This is a genomic window from Janthinobacterium psychrotolerans (assembly GCF_001677885.1).
Taxonomy (GTDB): Bacteria; Pseudomonadota; Gammaproteobacteria; order Burkholderiales; family Burkholderiaceae_D; genus Janthinobacterium; species Janthinobacterium psychrotolerans.
Genome location: NZ_LOCQ01000044.1, coordinates 38,995 through 59,511, shown reverse-complemented (window position 1 = coordinate 59,511; position 20,517 = coordinate 38,995). Strand labels below are relative to the sequence as shown.

Sequence of the window (20,517 nt, the reverse complement as noted above, 5' to 3'; positions counted from 1 at the left end):
CTGGTTCGATTATGCCCGAAGCCGGTGCCGCCGGCACGGCAATTTTACCGCGCAGGCGGCTCGCCGACCAGCGCCATGCGGCGTGCGATGCGTTGTGCTTCAGGCGCGTCGCCGGCTTGCTCGGCGCGCAGGCGCTGCACGCCCAGCCAGGCCAGCAGCGGGCGGCGCCAGCCCTGGTCCGAGGCGGTCGTGACGGCCATGTCGAGCAGCTCGGGCGTGGCGCGGTTGGCGCGCAGCAGCACGCCGGCCGCCACCAGCCTGCCCAGGGGCTGCTTGATGGCCGCCGCCGCGCTGGCCGCCTGCGTGTCCGAGGCGGCGGCCACCGCGCGCTGCGACTCCGGCAGCAGCGCCGTCTCTGCTACCGCCGTGCCTGCCAGGTAGGCCGCATAGGCGCGGTCCGCCGCGCTGGCGTCTTCCTGCAAGGCGTCAAAACCCGTGCAGGGCTCGAACACCAGGCTGGCCACGCGCGTGGCGCAGCGCAGCAGTTCGACCCTGGCGACCAGGTCGACCTTGCCGGTGCCCGCCACCTGGCTGCGCGCGCGCTGAAATTCGGTTTGCTCGACCAGCGTCCTGCCGGCGAGGTAAGCCGCCTCGAAGCGCTCGATCGAACTTTGCGCATTCATTTTCCAGTCCGGCACGGGCGGGCCGCTGGAGCAGGCCGCCAATGCGCTGGCCAGTGCGGCGGCCGTCAGGATACGTGTGATGGTCATGGCAGGGTGATCTCCGGATTGCGCTTGAACGGCCATTTGCGGTTGATTTCATTGACCAGCTGCTCGACCTTGCGCAGATTGCTTTCCACGTCGGCGCGCAGCGGTCCCAGGTCGGCCGTGGCCGCCTTGGCGTTGGCGCCCACGGCCTGCGCTTCGACCAGCACGGCGTCGACCTTTTTCAGGCTGTTGCGCGTGTCGGCCAAGAGGGCGTTCAGTTGCACGATGGTCGCCTGCGCGTCGGTCATCACGCCCTGTTCGCCGAACACGCGTTTATCCGTATTGTTCACCAGGCCATCGGTGCGGCGCGCCAGCTGGTCGGCCGTGAGCAGCAGGGCGTTGGCGCGCTCGACCAGCAGCCTTGACTGTTTGTCGTCGCCCGTCAAGAGGCCCATCGCGCCGCCCGGGCCACTGAGCTTGCCGGTGACCGCCTGCACGTTGCGCATGGTGGTATCCAACGCCGAATCGCTGCCGGTCAGGCTGCCCAGATTGGCCAGCAGGTCCTTGGCGGCGGCCAGCAGGCGCGGGATTTCGGCCGCCATGTCGCCCACCAGCAGGTCGCGCGTGGCTTCGTCGGGCAAGGGCGGATCGGTCAGGATGCCGCTGTAGGCGCGCAGCTTGGCGCCGCCGACGATGCCGCGCTCCAGGGTGAAAATGCTGCTGGTGCGCAGCCAGTGCGCATCTTTTTTCGGCACATCGATGATTACGCGTGCCTTGCCCGTGGGCGCCAGTTCGATGCGCTGCACGCGGCCGATGGGAAAGCCGGAAAAGGTCAGGTCGGCGCCGACCACCACGCCGTCGGAGTCGTCGGTGGCCAATACCAGCGTCTGGGTCGCTTCGAAGGCGCCACGCGCATACATCAGGTACAGCACCGAGCCGACGATCAGCACGAACATCGAGACGAGCAGAATTGCCGCCTTCAGTTCGGCGTGGCGCACCGGCGGCGGCGCGGGCAGCACGGCCTCGGGCGCCGTGATGTCGGTCTGGTCGGGAGTGGAGGGAGTGCTCATGGTGTCGGGCTCGCAGTAAAATAATCGGACATCAGTAGTAGTTTCCCATCAGCGAGGCCACTTCGACCAGCAGGATGACGGAAAACAGCCGCAGCATTTCGGACAGGCCATGGGCGGCAAACAGGCGCTGGCGGTGATGGGCTTCGGGCGGGTAATACGACGACGACAGCGGGATCAGCGCCACGGCAAAGCTGAAGAACACCACCTTGAGCGCCAGGATCAGCACCACCGCCGGATTGAAGATCTGCCCCACCACCCGCGTATACCCCTGCAGCGCCCACGGCGTAAAGCCGTAGATGGTGAGATAGGCGAGGATCAGCGAGCTGACGCAGCTGGCGATGGCCAGCATCCAGACGGCGAAGATGCCCGACATCACGCGCGGAAAATACTCGCCGCGCAGCAGGTCCGTGCCTTGCTGGCGCAGCTTGTCGAGCAGGCCGTTCGAGCGCATCTGCGCAAACGCGATACCGTCTGGCAAGGTCAAACGCAGCGCCACGAACAGCGCCGCCGTCAGCGGTATCAGTTCCAGCACCAGTACGCGCACCACCATTTCCAGCGCATAGCGCGACAGGCCATAGCTTTGCGCGCTGACCACCACGATGCGGATCAGTACCAGGCCGACCAGCAGGCAGGCTACGCTGAACCACACCAGGTTGGGGGCGGTATTGCTGACCAGGCGGTGCGCGAGGATGGGGCGGTTCTGCCGGTTGTAGCTCGACGGCGACAGCGCCAGCGAAAAGATCAGGGTCGAGAACTGCAGCAAGCGCCACCAGCTGATGAACCAGGCCATGGCCACGCGGTTCAGGCGGCGCAGGCGAATGATGATGGAGGTGGAAGCTGTCATCGTGGCATCTTATCATTGCCGGCGGCCGGCTTTGCGTTCCCTACGCTGGCGATAATGGCGTCGGCTGCCGCCCGCACGCGCGCCGAACGCGACAGGTCGTCATGCATCACCAGCCACACGTCATACGGTTCCGCCCGGTCTGGCCAGATGCGCACCAGCTGCGGGTCGATCTCGCCCAGGTGCACGCCCAGTTCGGCGATGCCAAGGCCGGCGCGCGCCGCTTCCTGCAGCATCATGGCGCTGTTGACCTCCATCGCCACGCGCGCGTTGGCCACCGGTTCGCCGGCGATCCGCTCGGCGTGGCGCGCCGTGATCGACTGGTGGTAGATGACGATGTCGTGGCCGGCCAGCGCCGTGCCGCGCACCGGGTCGCCGCGCGCGGCCAGGTAGGCCGGCGAGGCATACAGGCCCAGGTGGCGCCGCACCAGGTGGCGCGAGATCAGGTCGGGGTCCAGCGGGCGCACGGCGCGCACGGCCAGGTCCGCCTCGCGCCGCGTCAGGCTGGCCAGCTGCGGCGCCACCTGCAGCACGATGCGGATGTCGGGGTGGGCCGCATGCAGGCGCTGCATGGCGGCGATGACGAAATGGCTGGCCATGCTGTCGGTGGTGGCGATGCGCACCAGGCCGGACAAACGGTTGTCGACGCCCTGCATTTCGCGCTGCAGCTGGTCGGCCGCGCGCTCCATCGCCTCGGCCGCCGAACGCGCCAGTTCCCCGGCCGGCGTCGGCACGTAGCCCGCTGGCGTGCGCAGGAACAGGCGTGCGCCCAGCGACGTTTCCAGCGCCGCCAGGCGCCGTCCGCAGGTGGCCTGGTCGATGCGCAGCAGGGCGGCCGCGCCGCGCAGGGTGCCGGCCCGGCCGATCGCCAGGAAGATGCGCGCGTTATCCCAATCCATCGGTTTTCCTCGTTGACTGTTGATGCATTTTTGCATCAGGGTGCCGAGTGTATGCATATTTACCGCATCATGCAACACTCCTACAATGGCCGCCTTGACGCTGACTGAAAGTACATCATGCCTGTGCATTCCTCCCCTTGTGGCCGCTTCCTGATCCTGGCCACGCTGGCCGGCGGTTTCGTGATGGCGATGATCGACGTCACCGCCGTCAATGTGGCGCTGTCCGATATCGCGCGCGACCTGGCGATTCCCTTGACCGGCCTGGTGTGGGTGGTCGACGGCTATACCCTGACGTTTGCCGCGCTGCTGCTGGCCGGCGGCGCGCTGGCCGACCGTTACGGCCCGAAAGCCGTCTACCAGGGCGGCCTGCTGGTGTTTATGGTCGGCTCGGTGCTGTGCGGCGCCGCCCCCGATGGCGCCTTCCTGACGGCGGCGCGCCTGCTGCAGGGCGCCGGCGCGGCGCTGTTCATGCCCAGTTCCCTGAGCCTGCTGACGCACAGCTTTGACGATGCACACGAGCGCACGCGCATGCTGGGCGTGTGGTCGGCGCTGGTGGGCGTGGCTGGCGCGTCGGGGCCGCTGATCGGCGGCCTGCTGGTGCACCAGTTCGGCTGGCGCAGCGTGTTCTGGGTCAACGTGCCGCTCGGCGTGCTGGCCGTCGTGCTGGCGCAGCTGGCCTTGCGTGCGCCGGCGCGCCAGCCGCGCGAGCTGTCGCTGCTCAGTCATGCGCTGGGGGTGGCGGCGCTGGCGGGTGTGAGTTTCGTGCTGATCGAAGCACCGGTGCTGGGCTGGCTGTCAGTGCCCGTAGTGGCGGCCGGTGCGCTGGCCGTGGCGAGCGCCAGCCTGCTGCTGCGCCGCGAACGCCGGGGCAGCCATCCCTTGTTGCCGCGTGCGCTGTTCCAGAGCAGCAGCTTTGGCGCGGCCAACGGCGTGGGTTTTTTGATCAATTTTTGCGTCTTCGGCCAGCTGTTTCTGCTCAGTCTGTTCCTGCAGCAGGCGGACGGGGCGGACGCCTTGCGCGCGGGCCTGCTGTTGCTGCCGATGATGGCGGCCTATACAGTAGGTAACTTTCTGGCGGGCGCGATTGCCGCGCGCCATGGCACGCGCAAACCCATGTTGCTGGGCTTGCTGACGGCCTCGGTGATGGCGCTGCTGTTGATGGGCTTGCGGCCGGCCACGCCTTACGCCTGGCTGGCGCTGGTGACCGGCGTCATGAACCTGGCCATCGGTATCGCGATTCCCGCCATGACGGCCACCGTGATGCGGGTGGCCGGCAAGCAGCATGCGAACAGCGCGGCCGCGGCCCTGAACGCCAACCGCCAGATCGGCGCGCTGGTCGGCGTGGCGCTGGTTGGCAGCATCCTGCACCTGACCCCGAGCTGGGCGGGGCGCATGCCGCTGGCCTACGCCATCATGGCGCTGGCGTACGGGCTGGCGGCCTGCCTGGTGTACCGGCACGTACGCCTGGCCAGGGCGCAGGCCGCCTGACTCAGGCGTGCAGCTTGCGCCAGGCCACCATCTCTTCGATGGTCAATATCGGCATGCCATGCAGCTCGGCAAAGCGTTCGATATCGTCGCCGCGCATCATGGTGCCGTCCGGGTTCATCAGTTCGCACAGCACGGCGGCCGGGTTCAGGCCCGCCATGCGCGACAGGTCGACCGAGCCTTCCGTGTGGCCACGGCGCTCGAGCACGCCGCCGGGCGCGGCGCGCAGCGGAAACACATGGCCGGGACGCACCAGGTCGGACGGCTTGGCGTCTGGCGCGATGGCGGCGCGGATGGTGGTCACGCGGTCGGCGGCCGACACGCCGGTGGTCACGCCCTCGCGCGCTTCGATCGAGACGGTAAACGGCGTGCCGTAGCGGCTGCCGTTGTCGGGCGACATCGGCGGCAATTCCAGCTTGCTCACGGTCTCGGCGGGCAGGCACAGGCAGACGATGCCGCTGCATTCGCGGATCAAGAGTGCCATGGTTTCGGTGCTGAGTTTTTCGGCGGAGATGATCAGGTCGGCTTCGTTTTCGCGGTCGAAATCGTCGAGCAGAATGACCGGCACGCCGGCGCGCATGGCGGCCAGGGCCGATTGCATGCGACCTTCAAGGTCATGGGAAACGACGGTGTAGCTGTTCACTAACATGGTGGAACGCTCCTCGCACAGGCGAAAAACGCTGCAGGGCAAGCGCACAGGCGCAGCAGGCCGCGGCGCGCAAGGCGAGCGGACAGGTGGTCTGACGCACATCTTCTTTCATCCGGACTATACCGTCGGCCCCGGAGTCACACCGGATCTGCTGACCCCGTCAAACGACGTTTGACGGGCGCTCGCGGGCTTGACCGTTGCCGGTCTTACCGCCGGTGGGGAATCGCACCCCGCCCCGAAGACGTATGGTTGTGCCGGTCCACATGACCGGCGGCAATACTTTAGCATAGAACAGGCGCCCCGGCAGGAGCTTGCCATTTGTATCGCATTATGTCCTCTAAGCTATTTTTAATCGGCCTCTGCGCGATTCGGTGTAAGGTATGCTTGTTGCATCCACCCTATGAGAACACATGAAGCTGAGTAAATTACGCCTGATTTCGGGCGCCGTGCTGCTGGTCTGCGCCTCCCTGGCGCAAGCTGAACTGCGTTTGAGCGATCCGCTGCCGGTGGCGCCGGAAGTGACCATGGGCAAATTGCCCAACGGCCTGACCTATTACATCAAGAAAAATGCCCGTCCGGCGCAGAAAGTGGAATTGCGCCTGGTGGTGAAAGCCGGCTCCATTTTGGAAGATGACGATCAGCAGGGCCTGGCGCACTTTACCGAACACATGGCCTTCAATGGCTCGACGCATTTCAAGCGCAATGAACTCATTTCGTATCTGCAATCGATCGGCGTGAAATTCGGCGCCGACCTGAACGCCTACACCAGCTTCGATGAAACCGTCTATGTGCTGCCGATTCCGACCACCCAAAAAGGCAACCTGGAAAAAGGCTTCCTGGTGCTCGAGGACTGGGCCCATGGCCTGAAGTTCAATCCGGCCGATATCGACAGCGAACGCGGCATCGTGCTCGAAGAGGCGCGCCTGGGCAAGGGCGCCAGCGACCGCATGAACAAGGTGCTGTACCCGAAACTGCTGAACGGTTCGCGCTATGCCGAGCGCATGCCGATCGGCAAGGAAGAGGTGCTGAAAACCTTCAAGCCCGAGGTGATCAAGCGTTTTTACAAGGACTGGTACCGGCCCGACCTGATGGCCGTGATGGTGGTCGGCGATATCGAACCGAAGCAGGCTGAAAAACTGATCCGTCAGCATTTCGGCAAGCTGAAAAACCCGGCCAAGCCGCGCCCGCGCCTGTATGCCGAGGTGCCGCAGCGCTCGCAGACGGAAGCGCTGGTGATTACCGACAAGGAAGCGGCCGACGACAGCGTGTTCATCCGTTACCCTATCCGCCCGGCGCAGGAACCGGTGACGATCGCCGACTACCGCCGCCAGATGATCGAGAACCTGTATGGCCAGATGCTCAGCGCGCGCATGCAGGAACTGACGCAGCAGGCCAACCCGCCGTTTATCCAGGGCGGCAGCAGCATGGGCAAGCTGGTGCGTGGCTATGAGTCGTTCAGCGCCTATGCCTTGCTGGGCAAGGGCGGCGTGCAGCCGGCCGTCGATGCGCTGGTGCGCGAAGACGAACGGGCGCGCCGCTTCGGCTTCAGCCAGGACGAGCTCGACCGTGCGCGCAAGAACATGTTGCGCAATTACGAGCGCGCTTATAACGAGCGCGACAAGTCCGACTCGGCCGGCTTCGTGGCCGAATATTCGCGCAACTTCCTGGAGCAGGAAGCGATACCCGGCATTGCCAACGAGTTGATGTATGCACGCGAATTGCTGCCGCAGGTAACTTTGCAGGAAATTAACGAGACGGTGGCGAAAGTCATTCCCGAGCAGCAAAAGAAACTGGTGGTCTTCATGGGTGGCGAGGCCAAGCCCGGCGCCACGGTGCCGACCCAACAGCAGCTGCTCGATGCGGTGGCCAGCGCCGAACAGCAGAAAGTCGAGCCGCATGCTGAAAAATCGGTGGCAGGCAGCCTGATGGACGGCCCGCCGCCTGGCGGCACGATTGCCAGTGAAAAGCTCAACAGCGCCATCGGCGTGACCGAGCTGATTTTGGGCAATGGCGTGCGCGTGCTGTTGAAACCGACCGACTTCAAGAACGACCAGGTGTTGATGGGCGCGACCCGCTTCGGCGGCCAGTCGCTGTATGGCGACGCCGATATCTACAATGCCCGCTATGCCAGCGCCGTGGTCGGCAGCATGGGCCTGAAGGGCATGACGCCGCTGGACCTGCAGAAAATCGTCGCCGGCAAGACTGTCAACGTGGGCGCCTCGCTGGGCGAATTGAGCGAAGGCTTTGGCGGCTCGTCGAGCAGCGCCGATATCGAATCGATGCTGCAGCTGGTGTACCTGTACATGCATGACGTGCGCAAGGATGCCGACCTGTTCCAGTCGTATATCGGCAAGCAGCAGGACCTGGCCAGGAACATCCTGGCCCAGCCCGACGCGGTGTTTTATGACGCCGTGCAGCACACCATGTTCGGCAACAATCCGCGTGTCGACGGCGTACCGCGTCCGGACGACTTCAGCAAGGTCAGCCTCGATCGTTCGCTGGACATTTTCCGCCAGCGCTTTTCCAGCGCGCGCGACATGACCTTCATCTTCACGGGCAGCTTCGAGCTCGACAAGATCAAGCCCCTGATCGCCAGCTACCTGGGCGCCTTGCCGGTAAGCGAAGTGCCGCACGCCTACCGCGACGTGGGCATGCGTCCGGTGCGGGGCGTGGTGAAAAAAGCCGTCTACATGGGCAGCGAACCGAAAAGCACGATTTCCATCACGTTCACCGGCGACGTGGCCTATTCGGACGAGCAGAAGCTGACCTTGCAGGCGCTCGGCGAAGTGCTGAACCTGAAGGTAATCGAGGTGCTGCGCGAAAAGATGAGCATGATTTACGGCGGCGGCTTTGAAACGTCGATGGGCCAGCATCCGTATGGCCATTATTCGGTGGCGCTGTCCTTGCCGACAGGGCCGGAAAACGTCGACAAGGTGATCGCCGCCGCCTTTGCCGAAATCGACAGGATCAGGAAGGATGGCCCAAGCGCGGCGGACCTGGAAAAGGTCAAGCTGAACTGGGTTACGCGCCAGCAAAAGGCCATGCGTGAAAACAACTACTGGATGAGCCAGCTGATGGGGTCGGTCACCCAGGGCCGCGATCCGGCGCAGATCCTGCGCTACGAGCAGCGCGTGCGCGCCATCACGCCGCAAGCGGTGAAGCAGGCCGCCCAGCGCTACCTGAACATGGACAATTATGTGCAGGTGGTGTTGTATCCGGAGCAGGCCAAGGCGGCGGCAAACAACAGTCAGGCCACCAGATGAAGTGATGCAGAGGCGGGCGCGGCGGGAAATGGTAAACTGGCGCCTGCCGATGTGATGGCAAACGAACTCTCAGAAAGCGCAAGATGGCCAAGAAAGAAGAACTCGATCCGGAAACCCTGGAATTGATTAACTGGTGTATCGAAGTCGAAGGCTTTTTAGTCGCCGGCGGCGCCACGGTGGAACAGGCGCAGGACCATATCGAAGAGCAGGTCGAGTGGTTTACCGACCAGTTCTACGATGGCCTGACGCCGGAAGAAGCAGCCAAGGAAGCATTGGCCTGAAGCATAGGCCTTGACGCGGCATTTTGCTGCAATCGAAACAATCGCGGGCGGTGCCTGCCGGGCGCCAGCCTGGTAGCGCCGCCCGTTTTGCTTTTTTGAAAATGTTTTCCCGCACCTTACCTTCTTTTTTCGGGCCTTACGCCATGACGCTACGTTCACGCATCCTCCTGTTATGTTTCAGCACTCTGCTGGGCATGATACTGATCGCCTCCTTCTCCCTGTACTCCTTGCGCCAGACCATGATGGCCGAGCGCGTCGGGCAATTGTCGGTTCTGGTCGAGCTCGCCAATGCTGCGGTGGAAAAGGCCTACGCTCTGGAACAATCGGGCAAGCTCACGCGTGAGCAGGCCCAGCAGCAAGCCAAGCTGGCCGTGGGCAGCTTCGTCAAGGACGACATGTATTATTTCGTGCGCGATTACAGCAGCGATCTGCTGTACGTGCATCCGAAGGCCGAGCGCATCGGTGTGCCGCAAAAAGGCATGAAGGCCTCGGGCGACCGCTATCGCGCGGCGATGGCGCAGCAGCGTATCGGCGTGGTGCAGGCCGATGGCAGCCGCCCCGGCGTGGCCGAGCCAGTGGCCAAGATGTACGCGGTGATCAAGTTCGCGCCCTGGGACTGGCTGATCGGTACCGGTACTTATATCGACGACATCAATGCCGCCTTTTGGGCCCAGGCGCGCGTGCTGCTGGCCATCGGCGTGGCGCTGATGCTGGTGGTGGGGGCCTTGGGCGCGCTGATGCTGCGCCGCATACTGGGCCAGCTCGGTGGCGAGCCCGATTATGCTGCCGGCATCGTCGCGCAGATCGCCGGTGGCGACCTGACCACGCCGGTGCACACGCGCGTTGGCGATACGGACAGCTTGCTGGTGGCGATCATGGCCATGCGCGACAAGCTGGCCCATCTGGTCAGCCAGGTGCGCAACGATGCCGAGTCGATCTCGGTGGCCTCTGGTGAAATCGCCGCCGGCAACCATGACCTGTCGGCGCGCACGGAACAGCAGGCCGGTTCGCTGGAAGAGACCGCATCGACGATGGAAGAAATGACCGCGACCGTGCGCCAGAATGCGGACAATGCACGCCAGGCCAATCAGCTGGCCATTTCGGCGTCGCAAGTGGCCAGCCAGGCCGGCGGCGTGGTCGGCCAGGTGGTCGAAACCATGGGCGCCATCAACGCGTCGTCGAAAAAGATCGGCGACATCATCAGCGTGATCGACGGCATTGCCTTCCAGACCAATATCCTGGCCCTGAACGCGGCCGTGGAAGCGGCGCGCGCAGGCGAGCAGGGCCGGGGTTTTGCCGTGGTGGCCACCGAAGTGCGCAACCTGGCCCAGCGCTCCAGCCAGGCCGCCAGGGAGATCAAGCAGCTGATCGACGGCTCCGCCGAGCAGGTGGGCGCGGGCGAAAAGCTGGTGGCGCTGGCCGGGGAAACCATGGCCAGGGTGGTCGCCAGCGTGCAGCAGGTGACCGATATCGTGGCCGAGATTTCGTCGGCCAGCAGCGAGCAGAGCACCGGCATCGACCAGATCAACCAGGCCATCGTCGAGATGGATAATATGACCCAGCAAAATTCGGCGCTGGTAGAGCAGGCCTCGGCGGCGGCGCACGCCATGAACGAGCAGGCGGCCGGGCTGGCGCAGCTGGTCAGCGTGTTCAAGGTCGCTGGTACGGCGCGCCCGGTGTCGCTGGCCCTGAAATAATCTTCTCCGAAGACGGGAACTTTCTGGCGAAATGCCTGTCAATACTTTCTTGGTCCTTGCGTAATGACGCAAGGCATCCGGAAAGGTAAGCATGACAGACGGTTTTTCGTATCACGCGGCATTTGCCCGCAACCTGGGCTGGGTCACCCGGGCGGAACAGGACAGCTTGCGCGGCAAGCGGGTGGCCATTGCCGGCATGGGCGGCGTCGGCGGCGTGCATTTGCTGACCCTGGCGCGGCTCGGCATCGGCGCGTTTCATATCGCCGATTTCGATACCTTCGATATCGCCAATTTCAACCGCCAGGCCGGCGCCATGGTGTCGACCCTGGGCCAGCCCAAGGCCGGGGTGCTGGCGCGCATGGCGCGCGACATCAATCCCGAACTCGATATCAAGGTGTTTCCGGACGGTATCAACGACGCCAACCTGGCCGATTTTTTTGACGGTGTCGACCTGTACGTCGACGGCCTGGACTTCTTTGCCTTTCCCGCGCGCCAGTCGACCTTTGCCATGTGCGCCAGGCTGGCGATTCCGGCCATCACGGCCGCGCCGCTGGGCATGGGCACGGCGGTGCTCAGTTTCCTGCCGGGCCAGATGACGTTCGAGCAATATTTCGGCTGGGGCGACCTGCCCGAAGAAGAAAAAGCGCTGCGCTTCCTGGTCGGACTGGCACCGGCCGGCCTGCACGGGCCGTATCTGGTCGACCCGTCGGCCATCAATCTCAAGGAGCGGCGCGGGCCGTCGACCATCATGGGCTGCCAGCTGTGCGCGGGCGCGGCCGCCACCGAGGCGCTGAAGATCCTGCTGCGGCGCGGCAAGGTGCTGGCGGCGCCGCGCGGCATGCATTTCGACGCCTACCGCAACAAGATGGTCCATACCTGGCGCCCGGGCGGCAACCGCCACCCGCTGCAGCGCCTGGCCATGGCCATCATCAAGCGGCGCCGCGCCGCCAGGGGTTCCTGATGAAAAATACCCTGGCGATTGACGCCGTACTGGAAGATATCCTCGACCAGGCGCGCTGGGCGCCCAGCGGCGACAATACCCAGCCCTGGCGCTTCGAAGTGCGCGCCGCGCGCCATGTGGTGGTGCATGGTTTCGATACGCGCAGCCACTGCGTGTACGACCTCGACGGCCACCCCAGCCAGTTGTCGCTCGGCGCGCTGCTGGAAAGCCTGGCGCTGGCGGCCAGCCGCCACGGCCTGAAGCTGGAAGCGCAGCGGCGCCCGGGCATGCCCGAGCATTTGCCGACCTTTGACGCCGTGTTTGTCGACGCGCCCGGCCTGGCGCCCGATCCGCTGGCGGCGTTCCTGCCGCAGCGCACGGTGCAGCGCCGCAAGCTCAGCACACGCAGCCTGCGCGTGAGCGAAAAGGCGGCGCTGGCGGCCAGCCTGCCCGATGACTTCGGCGTCTTGTGGCTGGAGGGCAGCCGCACGCGCTTTGCGGCGGCGCGCCTGATGTTCAACAATGCCCGCCTGCGCCTGATCATGCCCGAGGCGCACCGCGTGCATTGCGACGTGATCGAATGGAATGCGCGCTACAGCGCCGACCGCATGCCGGACCAGGCGCTGGGGGTCGATCCCATGACTGCCAGGCTGATGCGCTGGATCATGCGCAGCTGGCGCCGCGTGGATTTCTTCAATACCTGGCTGGCCGGCACCGTGGCGCCGCGCCTGCAGATGGACCTGCTGCCCGGCTGGTACTGCGCCGCGCATTTCGCGCTGCTGGCCCAGTCGCCGCCGCGCACGGTCGACGATTACGTGGCCGCCGGGCGCGCCATGCAGCGTTTCTGGCTGACGGCCACCGAACTGGGCCTGCAGCTGCAGCCGGAACTGACGCCGCTGATCTTTGCCCGCTACGTGCGCGAGCGGCGCCTGTTTTCGCGCACCGAGGGCTTGCACGAGGTGGCGCAGGAGCTGGCCGTGCAAACCCGCACCCTGCTCGGCGAGGAGCACACCGAGCGGGCCGTGTTCCTGGGCCGCATCGGCGCCGGCGCGCCGGCGCGGGCGCGTTCGCTGCGCCGGCCACTGCAGGAGCTGATCGTGGCGCCTGGCGCGAAGGAGTAGGGCATGCGCAAGATCGGTGGCAAGGAAATCGTGGTGTTCCTGTGCCTGCTGGCATTGATCCTGGCGCTGGGCATCACCAGCGCGGTATGGCTGCTGGGCTTGCTGCCGCCGGGCGAGTTTCGCGGGGTCGCCGTGGTGGCCGCCGCCGTGCTGCTGGTGTATCTGTTCGCCTTTGCGGTTTACCGGCTGTGCCTGCGCGTGCTGCCGCTGCACGAGGGCGCCGCCGCGCCCGGTTCACGCGCCGAATTTGCGGCCAACCTGAACATCCTGTTTTATCTGCTGCTGTTCAATTCCCTGATTCGCACGCACTTCCTGCCCTTGCCCCTGCTGCGCCTGGTCTATCTGGCGCTGGGCGCCCGGCTCGGCAGCAATACCTACAGCGCCGGCGCGCTGCTCGATCCGCCATTGACCACGATCGGCAGCGACAGCATCGTCGGCCACGACGCGGTGGTGTTTGCCCATGTGATCGAGGGGGACAGGCTGGAATTGCGGCCGGTGGTAATCGGCAATCGCGTGACCATCGGCGCACACGCGGTCATCATGGCCGGCGCGCGTATTGGCGACGGCGCGATTATTTCGGTGGGCGCCGTGCTGATCAAGGACAGCGTGGTCGGCGCCGGCGAAGTCTGGGGCGGCATTCCCGCGCGCCTGCTCAAGAAGCAGCCGTGACGCTGGCAAGCCGCCGTCGTCACGCTCCGCTGCGGCGCAGGCACAGGCCCAGCAGGCCCAGTCCCAGCAAGGCCAGTGTGCTCGGCTCACTCACTTGCACCACGCGTGGCACGATGGTCAGGTCGGCGCTGTTGACCGTGTTCAGGGTCAGGGTGTAGTTGCCAGCCACCAGGTTGTTGCTCAGCGCCGTATAGGCTCCGCCGCAACTGGTGCCGCTGCCGGTGCCGGCCGGCGCGCCGCAGCCGAGCGGGTCGTAGGTCAGCATATTGCCGGAAGTGACAGTATTGGCCGAATAGCTGATATTGAGGCCGGCGGCGTCGGCCAGTTCGGTGCCGCCTGCAATGCCGGAGCCGACCATGCCGTCCGGCGACCAGTTGAAGACGTTTTGCCCTGTTGCATTGGTGATGGTAAAGCTGACCGACATATTGCTGCTGGCAGCAGAGCCCGGTCCGGCCAGCGCATCGAGGTAGGCCTGCATGAAGGGCGCGGCCTGGAAGTTGAACAGGATGGTGGCGCCCGCTGCGCCGACCACCAGGTTGACCGACAAGCCCGTGTTCGAGCCGTTGCGCCCGGACGCATCGGCGCTGCCGGTATCGAACAGAAAGGCTTCGGCCGCATTGACGGAATGGGTGCTGGTGGCGCCCGGTGGAAAAGGGGGAATCTGCGAGGTGATGATTTGCGCGTCGCCGCGCGAATACGAAGCGTTGCCCTGGCCTTGCTGCGAAAAATGGTTTTGCCCCTTGCTCACGGCGCCCAGTGCCGCTTGCGGCGCGTCGACAACGTTATTGCCACCACGGATGATGCTGCCGCCGTTGAGGGTGGCGGTGGCGCGTGAAATATCGGTATTGCCGGCCACCGCAATGCTGCCGGTCGGGTTCGAGACGGTCAGGCCGAAGATATTGTTGTAGGAATAAGCGTAGGCCGAGGCGCGTGCGCCACCGCTGGCGCTGGCCATCAGCAGGCACGCGATGCACAGGGCGCCGGGTCGGTGAGTACGGGAAAACAGTGTCATGGAAAATCCTCATCCTGTTGCCTGGGCCAGAGCCCGACCGCGTCTGTAAAAAATGCCGACAAGGCCGAACGTCCTGGCCGGCAATTGAAAAGGGCGAGGAGGTCCCCGCCCTTGCTGTCTGCCGCAAGTTCAAGCCGTGATTTTGCGGCGGCTGGCGTAGCACAGGCCGGCCAGGCCCAGGCCCAGCAAGGCCAGGGTGCCTGGTTCCGGCACCGCCGCCACTTTCACCAGGTCCACGCTTTCCACCGCGTTCAGGGTCAGCGTGTAGCTGCCTGCCGCCAGGGCATTGGTCAGCGCCGAGAAGGTGCCGCCGCAAGCCGTGCCGATGCCGGTGCCGGTCGGTGCGCCGCAGCCGGTGGGGTCGTAGGTGAACAGGCTGCCGCGCGTGAGGAAGTTGGTCGACAGGTTGGTGTTCAGGTTGGCCGCATCGGCCGACTCCGTGCCGCCCGAGATGCCGGAACCGATCGTGCCGTCCGGCGCCCAGTTGAACACGGTGGCGCCGGTGGCGTCGGTAATGCTGAAGGTCACCACCAGGTTGGCCGTCGACGACGAGCCCAGCGCCACGTCGTTGTTCAGGAACACTTGCATGAAGGGATTGGCCAGGAAGTTGAAGGCCAGGGTGGCGGTGGGCGAGCCGACTGTAAAGGTGACGGAAAAGCCGGTGGTCGAACCGTTGCGGCCGGAAGCGTCGGCGGTGCCGGCCGTGTCGAGGTGGGCTTCGGCCACGTTGACGGCCTGGGTGCTGGTGGCGCCGGCGGGGAAGGGCGGGAACTGGGTGCTGACGATCTGCGCGTCGCCACGCGCGTAGGTGCCGGTCGGACCCTGCTGCGTGAAGTCGTTCTGGCCCTTGGTGACGGCGCCGACGGCCGACTGCGGCGAATCGAGGATGCCGGAGCCGCCGTTGATGACGCTCACGCCGTTCAGCGTGGACGTGCTGCGCGAGATATTGGTGGTGCTGGCGACCGTGACGACGCCGGTCGGATTGCTGATGGTCAGGCCGAAGATGTTGTCGTAGGAATAGCCATAAGCGCCTGCCTGCGCGCCACCGGCCGCGCACAGCATGGCCAGCGCCGCAGCGGCCGGAAGCAGTTTCAGTTGCGATAGTTTCATTTGGGTTACCTCACAGCATGGAGTGGTTAAGGAAAGTCTGGTTTGAGTCCTGCAGCCAGGTGCTCATGGCCATTCCGTAGCGACTTCCGTGCCAAGAGATATTTTGGCTTGTAAATCAGGTACTTGTGCGATTGTTGTTGATGCCTGGCAGGGCTTGCGCAGGCGGCTGTAAAAAATGCCGACGCTGCTGCCAGCAGTCTCATCCAGTCAGCATCTGGATGCGCTCCAGCAGGCGCGGGGCCGCCGGGCAAGCGTGGAAGGCGGCCGCCAGTTGCCGTGCTGCCTGCTGCGCCTGGCGGTCATCGAGCAAGCGGGTGACGGCCTGGCGCAAGGCGTCGTCCCGGTAGCGGTCGGCGCGCAGCAACAGGCCGGCGCCGGCCGCCACGATGCCATGCATGTTCAGGTATTGGTCGAGGTTGCCGGCGATGCCGATCACCGGCACGCCGGCGGTCAAGGCCTGCTGGCTGGTGGGGCTGCCGCCATTGCAGATCACCAGGCTGGCGTGGCGCGCGGCCGCGTCGCCGGGCAGGAAGGGCGCGACATGGGCGTTCGGCGGCACGCTGGCCAGTGCTATCGTGCCGGCGGTGGCGGCCATTACGGTCACCGGCAAGCTCGACAGCGCCTGCAGCACGCGCGGCAGCAGCTGCGACTGGCCCGAGCTGCCAAGGGTGACGTAGAGCAGGGGACGATCACTTTCCTTGCCCTCCACTAGCTGCTGCCACCACTGCGGCAAGGCCATCGGCGGCGCCCAGACCACGGCGCCCAAGTAGCCGTGATGGGCCGGCATGGCCTGTGGCGGAAACAGTTGCGGGATGTCGGCATACAGGGTCTGGTCGGCGTCCGTATAGATGCGGCGCAGGTCGCTGCCCAGCGAGGACAGGCCGTGGTGGCGGCGTACGCGGTTCAGGGGTATGGCATGGCTGGCAAAGGCCAGCGGACGGATCAGGCGAAACAGGGGATCGGCCAGCCAGATCGGCAGCATGCGCGTGAGCGGCAGGCTGGGCACCGTATAGTGCTGGCGCACATGCGGGCTCCAGTAGGCATTGCTGACGGTGATGTAGGGAATGCCGCGCAGGCGCGCGCTGACCGACAGCGACAAGCGGAAGTCGCCGATAACGAGGTCGGGCCGTACCGCATCGAACAGGCGCAGGTCGTCTTCGACGTAGGCTTGCAAGGTCGCTTCGTCATACACGGGCTTGCCTTGCGCCAGGGCCTGCAGGAATTGCTGCGATGGAATGCTGTTGATGCGCCAGCGCTGGAAGCGCATCCCCTGGAAGCAGAAGTCGTAGCCATCGGTACAGGCGAAGTGCACCTCGTGGCGCGCTTCGTCCAGACCTTGTGCCAGGGTCAGCGGACGGCCCACATGGGCCAGCGTGACGGCCTCGGCGACAAAGAGGATTTTTTTGCGATGCATTGGTGCTCGGGTCGGTTGCATGCACGGTTAGACCGCCACAATACGAATTAGTTCCCGCACACTGTGCGCGCCATGATTTCCCTGCCTGCGCTACAGTGGCGGCAAGGAGGAAAACCATGCATACCTTGAACCCGCAGCCTGATTTGCACGCCCACAGCACCCCTGAGCCCGATAATATTCCGCCACCGGAAGGCGATCCGGTGATCCCGCCGCCGGAAAAAATGCCCGATGTCGATCCGGTGCCGGTCGAAGAGCCGACCCCGCCGCAGCCGCCCGTCAAGATGCGCTGATAGCGGCCAGGCGTGGCGCCGGCGGCGCCACGCCAATAAAACAACAGAGATCGCGCAAAGTGAGCGCTGGCGCACACAAAGCGGCGGCGAAGCGCCGTGTGTCACGCAGGCGTCACGATTCTGTTCTTATAATGAGACATCAAAACAATTCTGCTACAGGAGACCATCATGGGTAATTCGCTGCATAACAAAATTTACCTGGGCCGCCGCCCTGTGCTGGACAGCAAAAGCTTGCTGGCCCTGGCCTTGACGGGCGCCGTGGCCGGTTGCGGCCTGGCCTGGCTGCTGTTACGCAGCTTCAAATAAGCAGCGTCATCGCGCCATTTCCACTGGCCGGGCGCGGCGCGCGCGGCCACTGAATCACCTTGCCTGTTGCCGATGCGCAGCGGGGCGCGTACCATGAGGGCCGAACACCTGGCCTTTTATGGAAACGCAATGAAGAACGAGAAATTAACCACCGACGAATATGACGCGCTGGAGCAGGTTGCACGCGGCATCAAGACCGAGCGCCCCAGCGCTTGCGTTGCCCGCAATGCCAAGCGCCTGTCCGGCCTGAAGCTGCTCAGCTATGCCAGGGATGGCCGTCTGTCCATCACCGACAAGGCGCAACAACTGCTGTTTCTGCGCCGCTGCATCATGGGCTTACGCGCCGTCGCCGCCGATCCACTGACCAGGCTCGATACCGACGTCGCCTATTTCCTGGGCAAGAAAGCCCACATCGTGGCGCGCGCCGAAGGCGAGGGCCACGATATTTCCGACAAGGGCCGCGACTCGCTGGCCGACATCGATACGCTGGGCTTGTAAAGCCTGCCACCGGCCCCTGAGGCCGGTTTTCATTTCCCCCATCACTTTTTATCTTCCCCCTTGGAGAACACTTTGGACAGCGCGATGAACTGGTCGGCCCACGAACTGACGATGACGGTCCTGATGACGCCCGATATGGCCAATTTTTCAGGCAACGTGCACGGCGGCACCATTTTGAAATATCTCGACAGCGTCGCCTACGCCTGCGCCAGCCGCTATTCGGGCAGCTATGTGGTGACCCTGTCGGTCGACCAGGTGATGTTTTTGCAGCCGATCCACGTGGGCGAACTGGTGACGTTCCTGGCCTCGATCAATTACACCGGCACTACCTCGATGGAAGTGGGCATCCGCGTGGTGACGGAAAACATCCAGCAGCGCCTGGTGCGCCACGCCAATAGCTGCTATTTCACGATGGTGGCCGTCGACGCCCACCGCAAGCCGGTGGCCGTGCCGCCTTTGGCGCTGGAAACGGACGAGCAGAAGGTGCGCTTCGAGCAGGCCAAGCTGCGCAAGCTGTCGCGCCAGAAGGTGTCCAAGAAATAAGCTTGTCGCACAATAAAAAATGGCCACCAGAGCGATCTGGTGGCCATTTTTATTGCTCGCTAAACCAGCCGATGCGATCCGTGATTAACGGTCGCCGTAGCTGCGGCGTGCGCCGTCGGTGCTGCGCGGGTTGGAACCCTTGTAGCCGCCGCCGGTGCTCGGTGCGCCGTCCTTGCGTGGTGCGCCCGGCTTGCTGAAGGTGCGCTGGCCTGGCTTGGCGGCAGTGCGATTGTCGCCTGGTTTCCAGCCGCCCGGACGGGCGCTCGAACGTGGTGCCGAGGCCGTTTTCTTCGGCTCGAAGCCTTCGATCACATTGACCGGGATCAATTGCTTGGTGAAGCGTTCGATACGCTTGACGTTCATGCCTTCAGCGTGGTTCACCAGCGAGATCGCCAGGCCATTGCGGCCGGCGCGGCCGGTACGGCCGATGCGGTGGACATAGTCTTCCGGGAACTTCGGCAGGTCGTAGTTGAACACGTGGGTAATCGTTGGCACGTCGATGCCGCGGGCGGCAACGTCGGTGGCAACCAGTACCTTGACCTGGCCGCGGCGCATGCCGTCCAGGGTGCGGTTGCGCGCGCCCTGGTGCATGTCGCCGTGCAAGGCGGCAGCCGAGAAACCGGCGATGTTCAGGCGGTCGGCGATGGTGTCGGCGTCACGCTTGGTGGCGGTAAACACCACAGCCTGGTCCAGCGTTTCGTCGCGCAGCAGGTGGTCCAGCAGGCGATTCTTGTGCGACAGATCGTCGACGAAGTGCACGCGCTGGGTGATGTTTTCATGCTTGTTCGACGAACCGGCGATCTGGATGACCAGCGGGTTTTTCGTGATGCGGCGCGCCATGTTGCCGACGACGCCGTCCAGCGTGGCCGAGAACAGCATGGTCTGGCGGCCTTCCGGCGTGGCTTCGACGATTTTTTCGATGTCGTCGATAAAGCCCATGTCCAGCATGCGGTCAGCTTCGTCCAGCACCAGGATTTCCAGTTGCGAGAAGTCGATCTTGCCCGAATCCATGTGGTCGATCAGACGGCCAGGGGTGGCCACCAGGATTTCCGGGTTCTTGGCCAGCAGTTGCATCTGTTTCGGGTACGGCATGCCACCCAGGATCGACACAGCCTTGATGCGGCGGATGCCGGTGCTGTACTTGTCGGTATTGGTGGTTACTTGCAGGGCCAGTTCGCGGGTCGGGGTCAGCACCAGCATTTTTGGCTGGGCAGCCTTGAAGCGTGGACGCTCGCCACGGGCACGCGAAGCTTGCATTTCCTGGTTCGGCGTCTTGCCGGCGGCGCTTTGTTCGGCGCTGGCCAGTTTGTGCAGCGACGGCAGCATGAATGCCGCGGTCTTGCCCGAACCGGTCTGCGACGAGACCAGCAGATCACGGCCTTCGATCGCGGCAGGAATCGCTTGCGACTGTACCGCGGTTGGCGCGGTGTAGCCTGATTCGGTCAGAGCGGCGATGATGGACGGATGCAGGCCTAAGGATTCAAATGTCATTCTTTTTTCTTTCGTGAAAATCAGCGTTCTTGCAAAAAGCAGAACGCAAAATAGCAACGCCAACCAAAACGAAATGACTCAACTAAAAAGAAATTTCGGCACAAAAGCTTTGCGCCGGGACGGTGTCAGGTGCGACACACAAGGCGGGAGGGCTTTAATAAGCGGCATCCTGAAGATGCGCTAAGGCTTGCGAAGCTGCTAAATTTATCGTGCATCTGACTGCGGCAGGAAACATATTGCAGCGCACAACGACACTATACCGTATTTTCCACGGTTCTGCACGTTCTAATT

At 64.5% G+C, this 20,517-nt stretch carries 20 protein-coding genes and 1 riboswitch; of the genes, 11 read left to right on the top strand and 9 right to left on the bottom strand.

All coding sequences use genetic code 11. From position 1 onward, the window contains the following. Nucleotides 1-44: 44 nt before the first annotated feature. Genes ASR47_RS05025 through ASR47_RS05010 form a run of 4 tightly spaced genes read right to left on the bottom strand, consistent with a single transcriptional unit; the run spans nucleotide 45 to nucleotide 3,457 of the window. Nucleotides 45-710, bottom strand: coding sequence for a hypothetical protein (locus tag ASR47_RS05025; RefSeq protein ID WP_065306657.1), 666 nt, complete (start codon nucleotides 708-710; stop codon nucleotides 45-47). Then, nucleotides 707-1,717, bottom strand: a complete 1,011-nt coding sequence (locus ASR47_RS05020; RefSeq protein ID WP_082988748.1) for an MlaD family protein — start codon at nucleotides 1,715-1,717, stop codon at nucleotides 707-709. Before ASR47_RS05020 ends, ASR47_RS05025 begins: the two co-directional genes overlap by 4 nt. A 31-nt stretch (nucleotides 1,718-1,748) precedes the next feature. Continuing rightward, complete coding sequence (locus ASR47_RS05015; protein ID WP_065306656.1) at nucleotides 1,749-2,561, bottom strand: MlaE family ABC transporter permease; 813 nt, start codon at nucleotides 2,559-2,561, stop codon at nucleotides 1,749-1,751. Then, the gene (locus tag ASR47_RS05010; RefSeq protein WP_065306655.1) at nucleotides 2,558-3,457 is read right to left on the bottom strand and encodes a LysR family transcriptional regulator; all 900 of its coding nucleotides are present in this window, start codon (nucleotides 3,455-3,457) and stop codon (nucleotides 2,558-2,560) included. Before ASR47_RS05010 ends, ASR47_RS05015 begins: the two co-directional genes overlap by 4 nt. 117 nt (nucleotides 3,458-3,574) lie before the next feature. Here ASR47_RS05010 and ASR47_RS05005 point away from each other — a divergent pair, with 117 nt between their 5' ends. Continuing rightward, on the top strand, nucleotides 3,575-4,945 hold the full coding sequence (locus ASR47_RS05005) for an MFS transporter (RefSeq protein ID WP_065306654.1): 1,371 nt from the start codon (nucleotides 3,575-3,577) through the stop codon (nucleotides 4,943-4,945). Between the two features lies 1 nt (nucleotide 4,946). Here the strand turns inward: ASR47_RS05005 and ribB are convergent, their stop codons facing one another. After that, complete coding sequence (gene ribB, locus ASR47_RS05000) at nucleotides 4,947-5,591, bottom strand: 3,4-dihydroxy-2-butanone-4-phosphate synthase (RefSeq protein ID WP_065306653.1); 645 nt, start codon at nucleotides 5,589-5,591, stop codon at nucleotides 4,947-4,949. Nucleotides 5,592-5,687: 96 nt separating this feature from the next. Next, nucleotides 5,688-5,838, bottom strand: a riboswitch (FMN riboswitch). A 163-nt stretch (nucleotides 5,839-6,001) separates the two neighbouring features. On the opposite strand from ribB, the gene ASR47_RS04995 reads away from it, so the two are divergent. The 6 genes from ASR47_RS04995 (at nucleotide 6,002) to ASR47_RS04970 (ending at nucleotide 13,562) form a co-directional block, all read left to right on the top strand. After that, nucleotides 6,002-8,854 carry a M16 family metallopeptidase gene (locus ASR47_RS04995; RefSeq protein ID WP_065306652.1) on the top strand — a complete coding sequence of 951 codons (2,853 nt, stop codon included), beginning with the start codon at nucleotides 6,002-6,004 and terminating at the stop codon, nucleotides 8,852-8,854. An 83-nt stretch (nucleotides 8,855-8,937) separates the two neighbouring features. Continuing rightward, nucleotides 8,938-9,135 carry a hypothetical protein gene (locus ASR47_RS04990; RefSeq protein ID WP_065306651.1) on the top strand — a complete coding sequence of 66 codons (198 nt, stop codon included), beginning with the start codon at nucleotides 8,938-8,940 and terminating at the stop codon, nucleotides 9,133-9,135. A gap of 143 nt (nucleotides 9,136-9,278) precedes the next feature. Further along, nucleotides 9,279-10,832, top strand: a complete 1,554-nt coding sequence (locus ASR47_RS04985; protein ID WP_065306698.1) for a methyl-accepting chemotaxis protein — start codon at nucleotides 9,279-9,281, stop codon at nucleotides 10,830-10,832. A gap of 91 nt (nucleotides 10,833-10,923) precedes the next feature. Beyond that, nucleotides 10,924-11,793, top strand: a complete 870-nt coding sequence (locus ASR47_RS04980; protein WP_065306650.1) for a ThiF family adenylyltransferase — start codon at nucleotides 10,924-10,926, stop codon at nucleotides 11,791-11,793. Continuing rightward, nucleotides 11,793-12,893, top strand: coding sequence for a nitroreductase family protein (locus ASR47_RS04975; protein WP_065306649.1), 1,101 nt, complete (start codon nucleotides 11,793-11,795; stop codon nucleotides 12,891-12,893). The genes ASR47_RS04980 and ASR47_RS04975 overlap by 1 nt, the downstream gene beginning before the upstream one ends. A 3-nt stretch (nucleotides 12,894-12,896) precedes the next feature. Next, nucleotides 12,897-13,562 (top strand): acyltransferase, encoded by a 666-nt coding sequence (locus ASR47_RS04970; protein ID WP_065306648.1) that lies wholly within the window; start codon nucleotides 12,897-12,899, stop codon nucleotides 13,560-13,562. 19 nt (nucleotides 13,563-13,581) lie between these two features. Here the strand turns inward: ASR47_RS04970 and ASR47_RS04965 are convergent, their stop codons facing one another. The 3 genes from ASR47_RS04965 to ASR47_RS04955 all read right to left on the bottom strand — a co-directional run bounded on the left by ASR47_RS04965 (nucleotide 13,582) and on the right by ASR47_RS04955 (nucleotide 17,098). Further along, the gene (locus ASR47_RS04965; protein ID WP_082988747.1) at nucleotides 13,582-14,574 is read right to left on the bottom strand and encodes an EDSAP-1 family PEP-CTERM protein; all 993 of its coding nucleotides are present in this window, start codon (nucleotides 14,572-14,574) and stop codon (nucleotides 13,582-13,584) included. 129 nt (nucleotides 14,575-14,703) lie between these two features. Next, nucleotides 14,704-15,684, bottom strand: coding sequence for an EDSAP-1 family PEP-CTERM protein (locus ASR47_RS04960; protein WP_065306646.1), 981 nt, complete (start codon nucleotides 15,682-15,684; stop codon nucleotides 14,704-14,706). A 199-nt stretch (nucleotides 15,685-15,883) separates the two neighbouring features. Further along, entirely contained in the window at nucleotides 15,884-17,098 is a 1,215-nt protein-coding gene (locus ASR47_RS04955) for a glycosyltransferase (RefSeq protein ID WP_065306645.1), read from the bottom strand. 116 nt (nucleotides 17,099-17,214) lie between these two features. Between ASR47_RS04955 and ASR47_RS27370 the strand changes: the two genes are divergently transcribed. The 4 genes from ASR47_RS27370 (at nucleotide 17,215) to ASR47_RS04945 (ending at nucleotide 18,735) form a co-directional block, all read left to right on the top strand. Next, nucleotides 17,215-17,388, top strand: a complete 174-nt coding sequence (locus tag ASR47_RS27370; RefSeq protein ID WP_171898894.1) for a hypothetical protein — start codon at nucleotides 17,215-17,217, stop codon at nucleotides 17,386-17,388. Between the two features lie 168 nt (nucleotides 17,389-17,556). Beyond that, a complete protein-coding gene (locus ASR47_RS27365) occupies nucleotides 17,557-17,694 on the top strand; it encodes a hypothetical protein (protein ID WP_171898893.1) in 138 nt (45 codons plus the stop codon). A 129-nt stretch (nucleotides 17,695-17,823) separates the two neighbouring features. Further along, nucleotides 17,824-18,192: a hypothetical protein gene (locus tag ASR47_RS04950; RefSeq protein ID WP_065306644.1), complete on the top strand. Its 369-nt coding sequence runs from the start codon at nucleotides 17,824-17,826 to the stop codon at nucleotides 18,190-18,192. 84 nt (nucleotides 18,193-18,276) lie between these two features. Next, nucleotides 18,277-18,735, top strand: a complete 459-nt coding sequence (locus ASR47_RS04945) for an acyl-CoA thioesterase (protein ID WP_065306697.1) — start codon at nucleotides 18,277-18,279, stop codon at nucleotides 18,733-18,735. An 84-nt stretch (nucleotides 18,736-18,819) separates the two neighbouring features. Here the strand turns inward: ASR47_RS04945 and ASR47_RS04940 are convergent, their stop codons facing one another. Beyond that, entirely contained in the window at nucleotides 18,820-20,226 is a 1,407-nt protein-coding gene (locus ASR47_RS04940; protein WP_065306643.1) for a DEAD/DEAH box helicase, read from the bottom strand. Nucleotides 20,227-20,517: the final 291 nt, after the last annotated feature.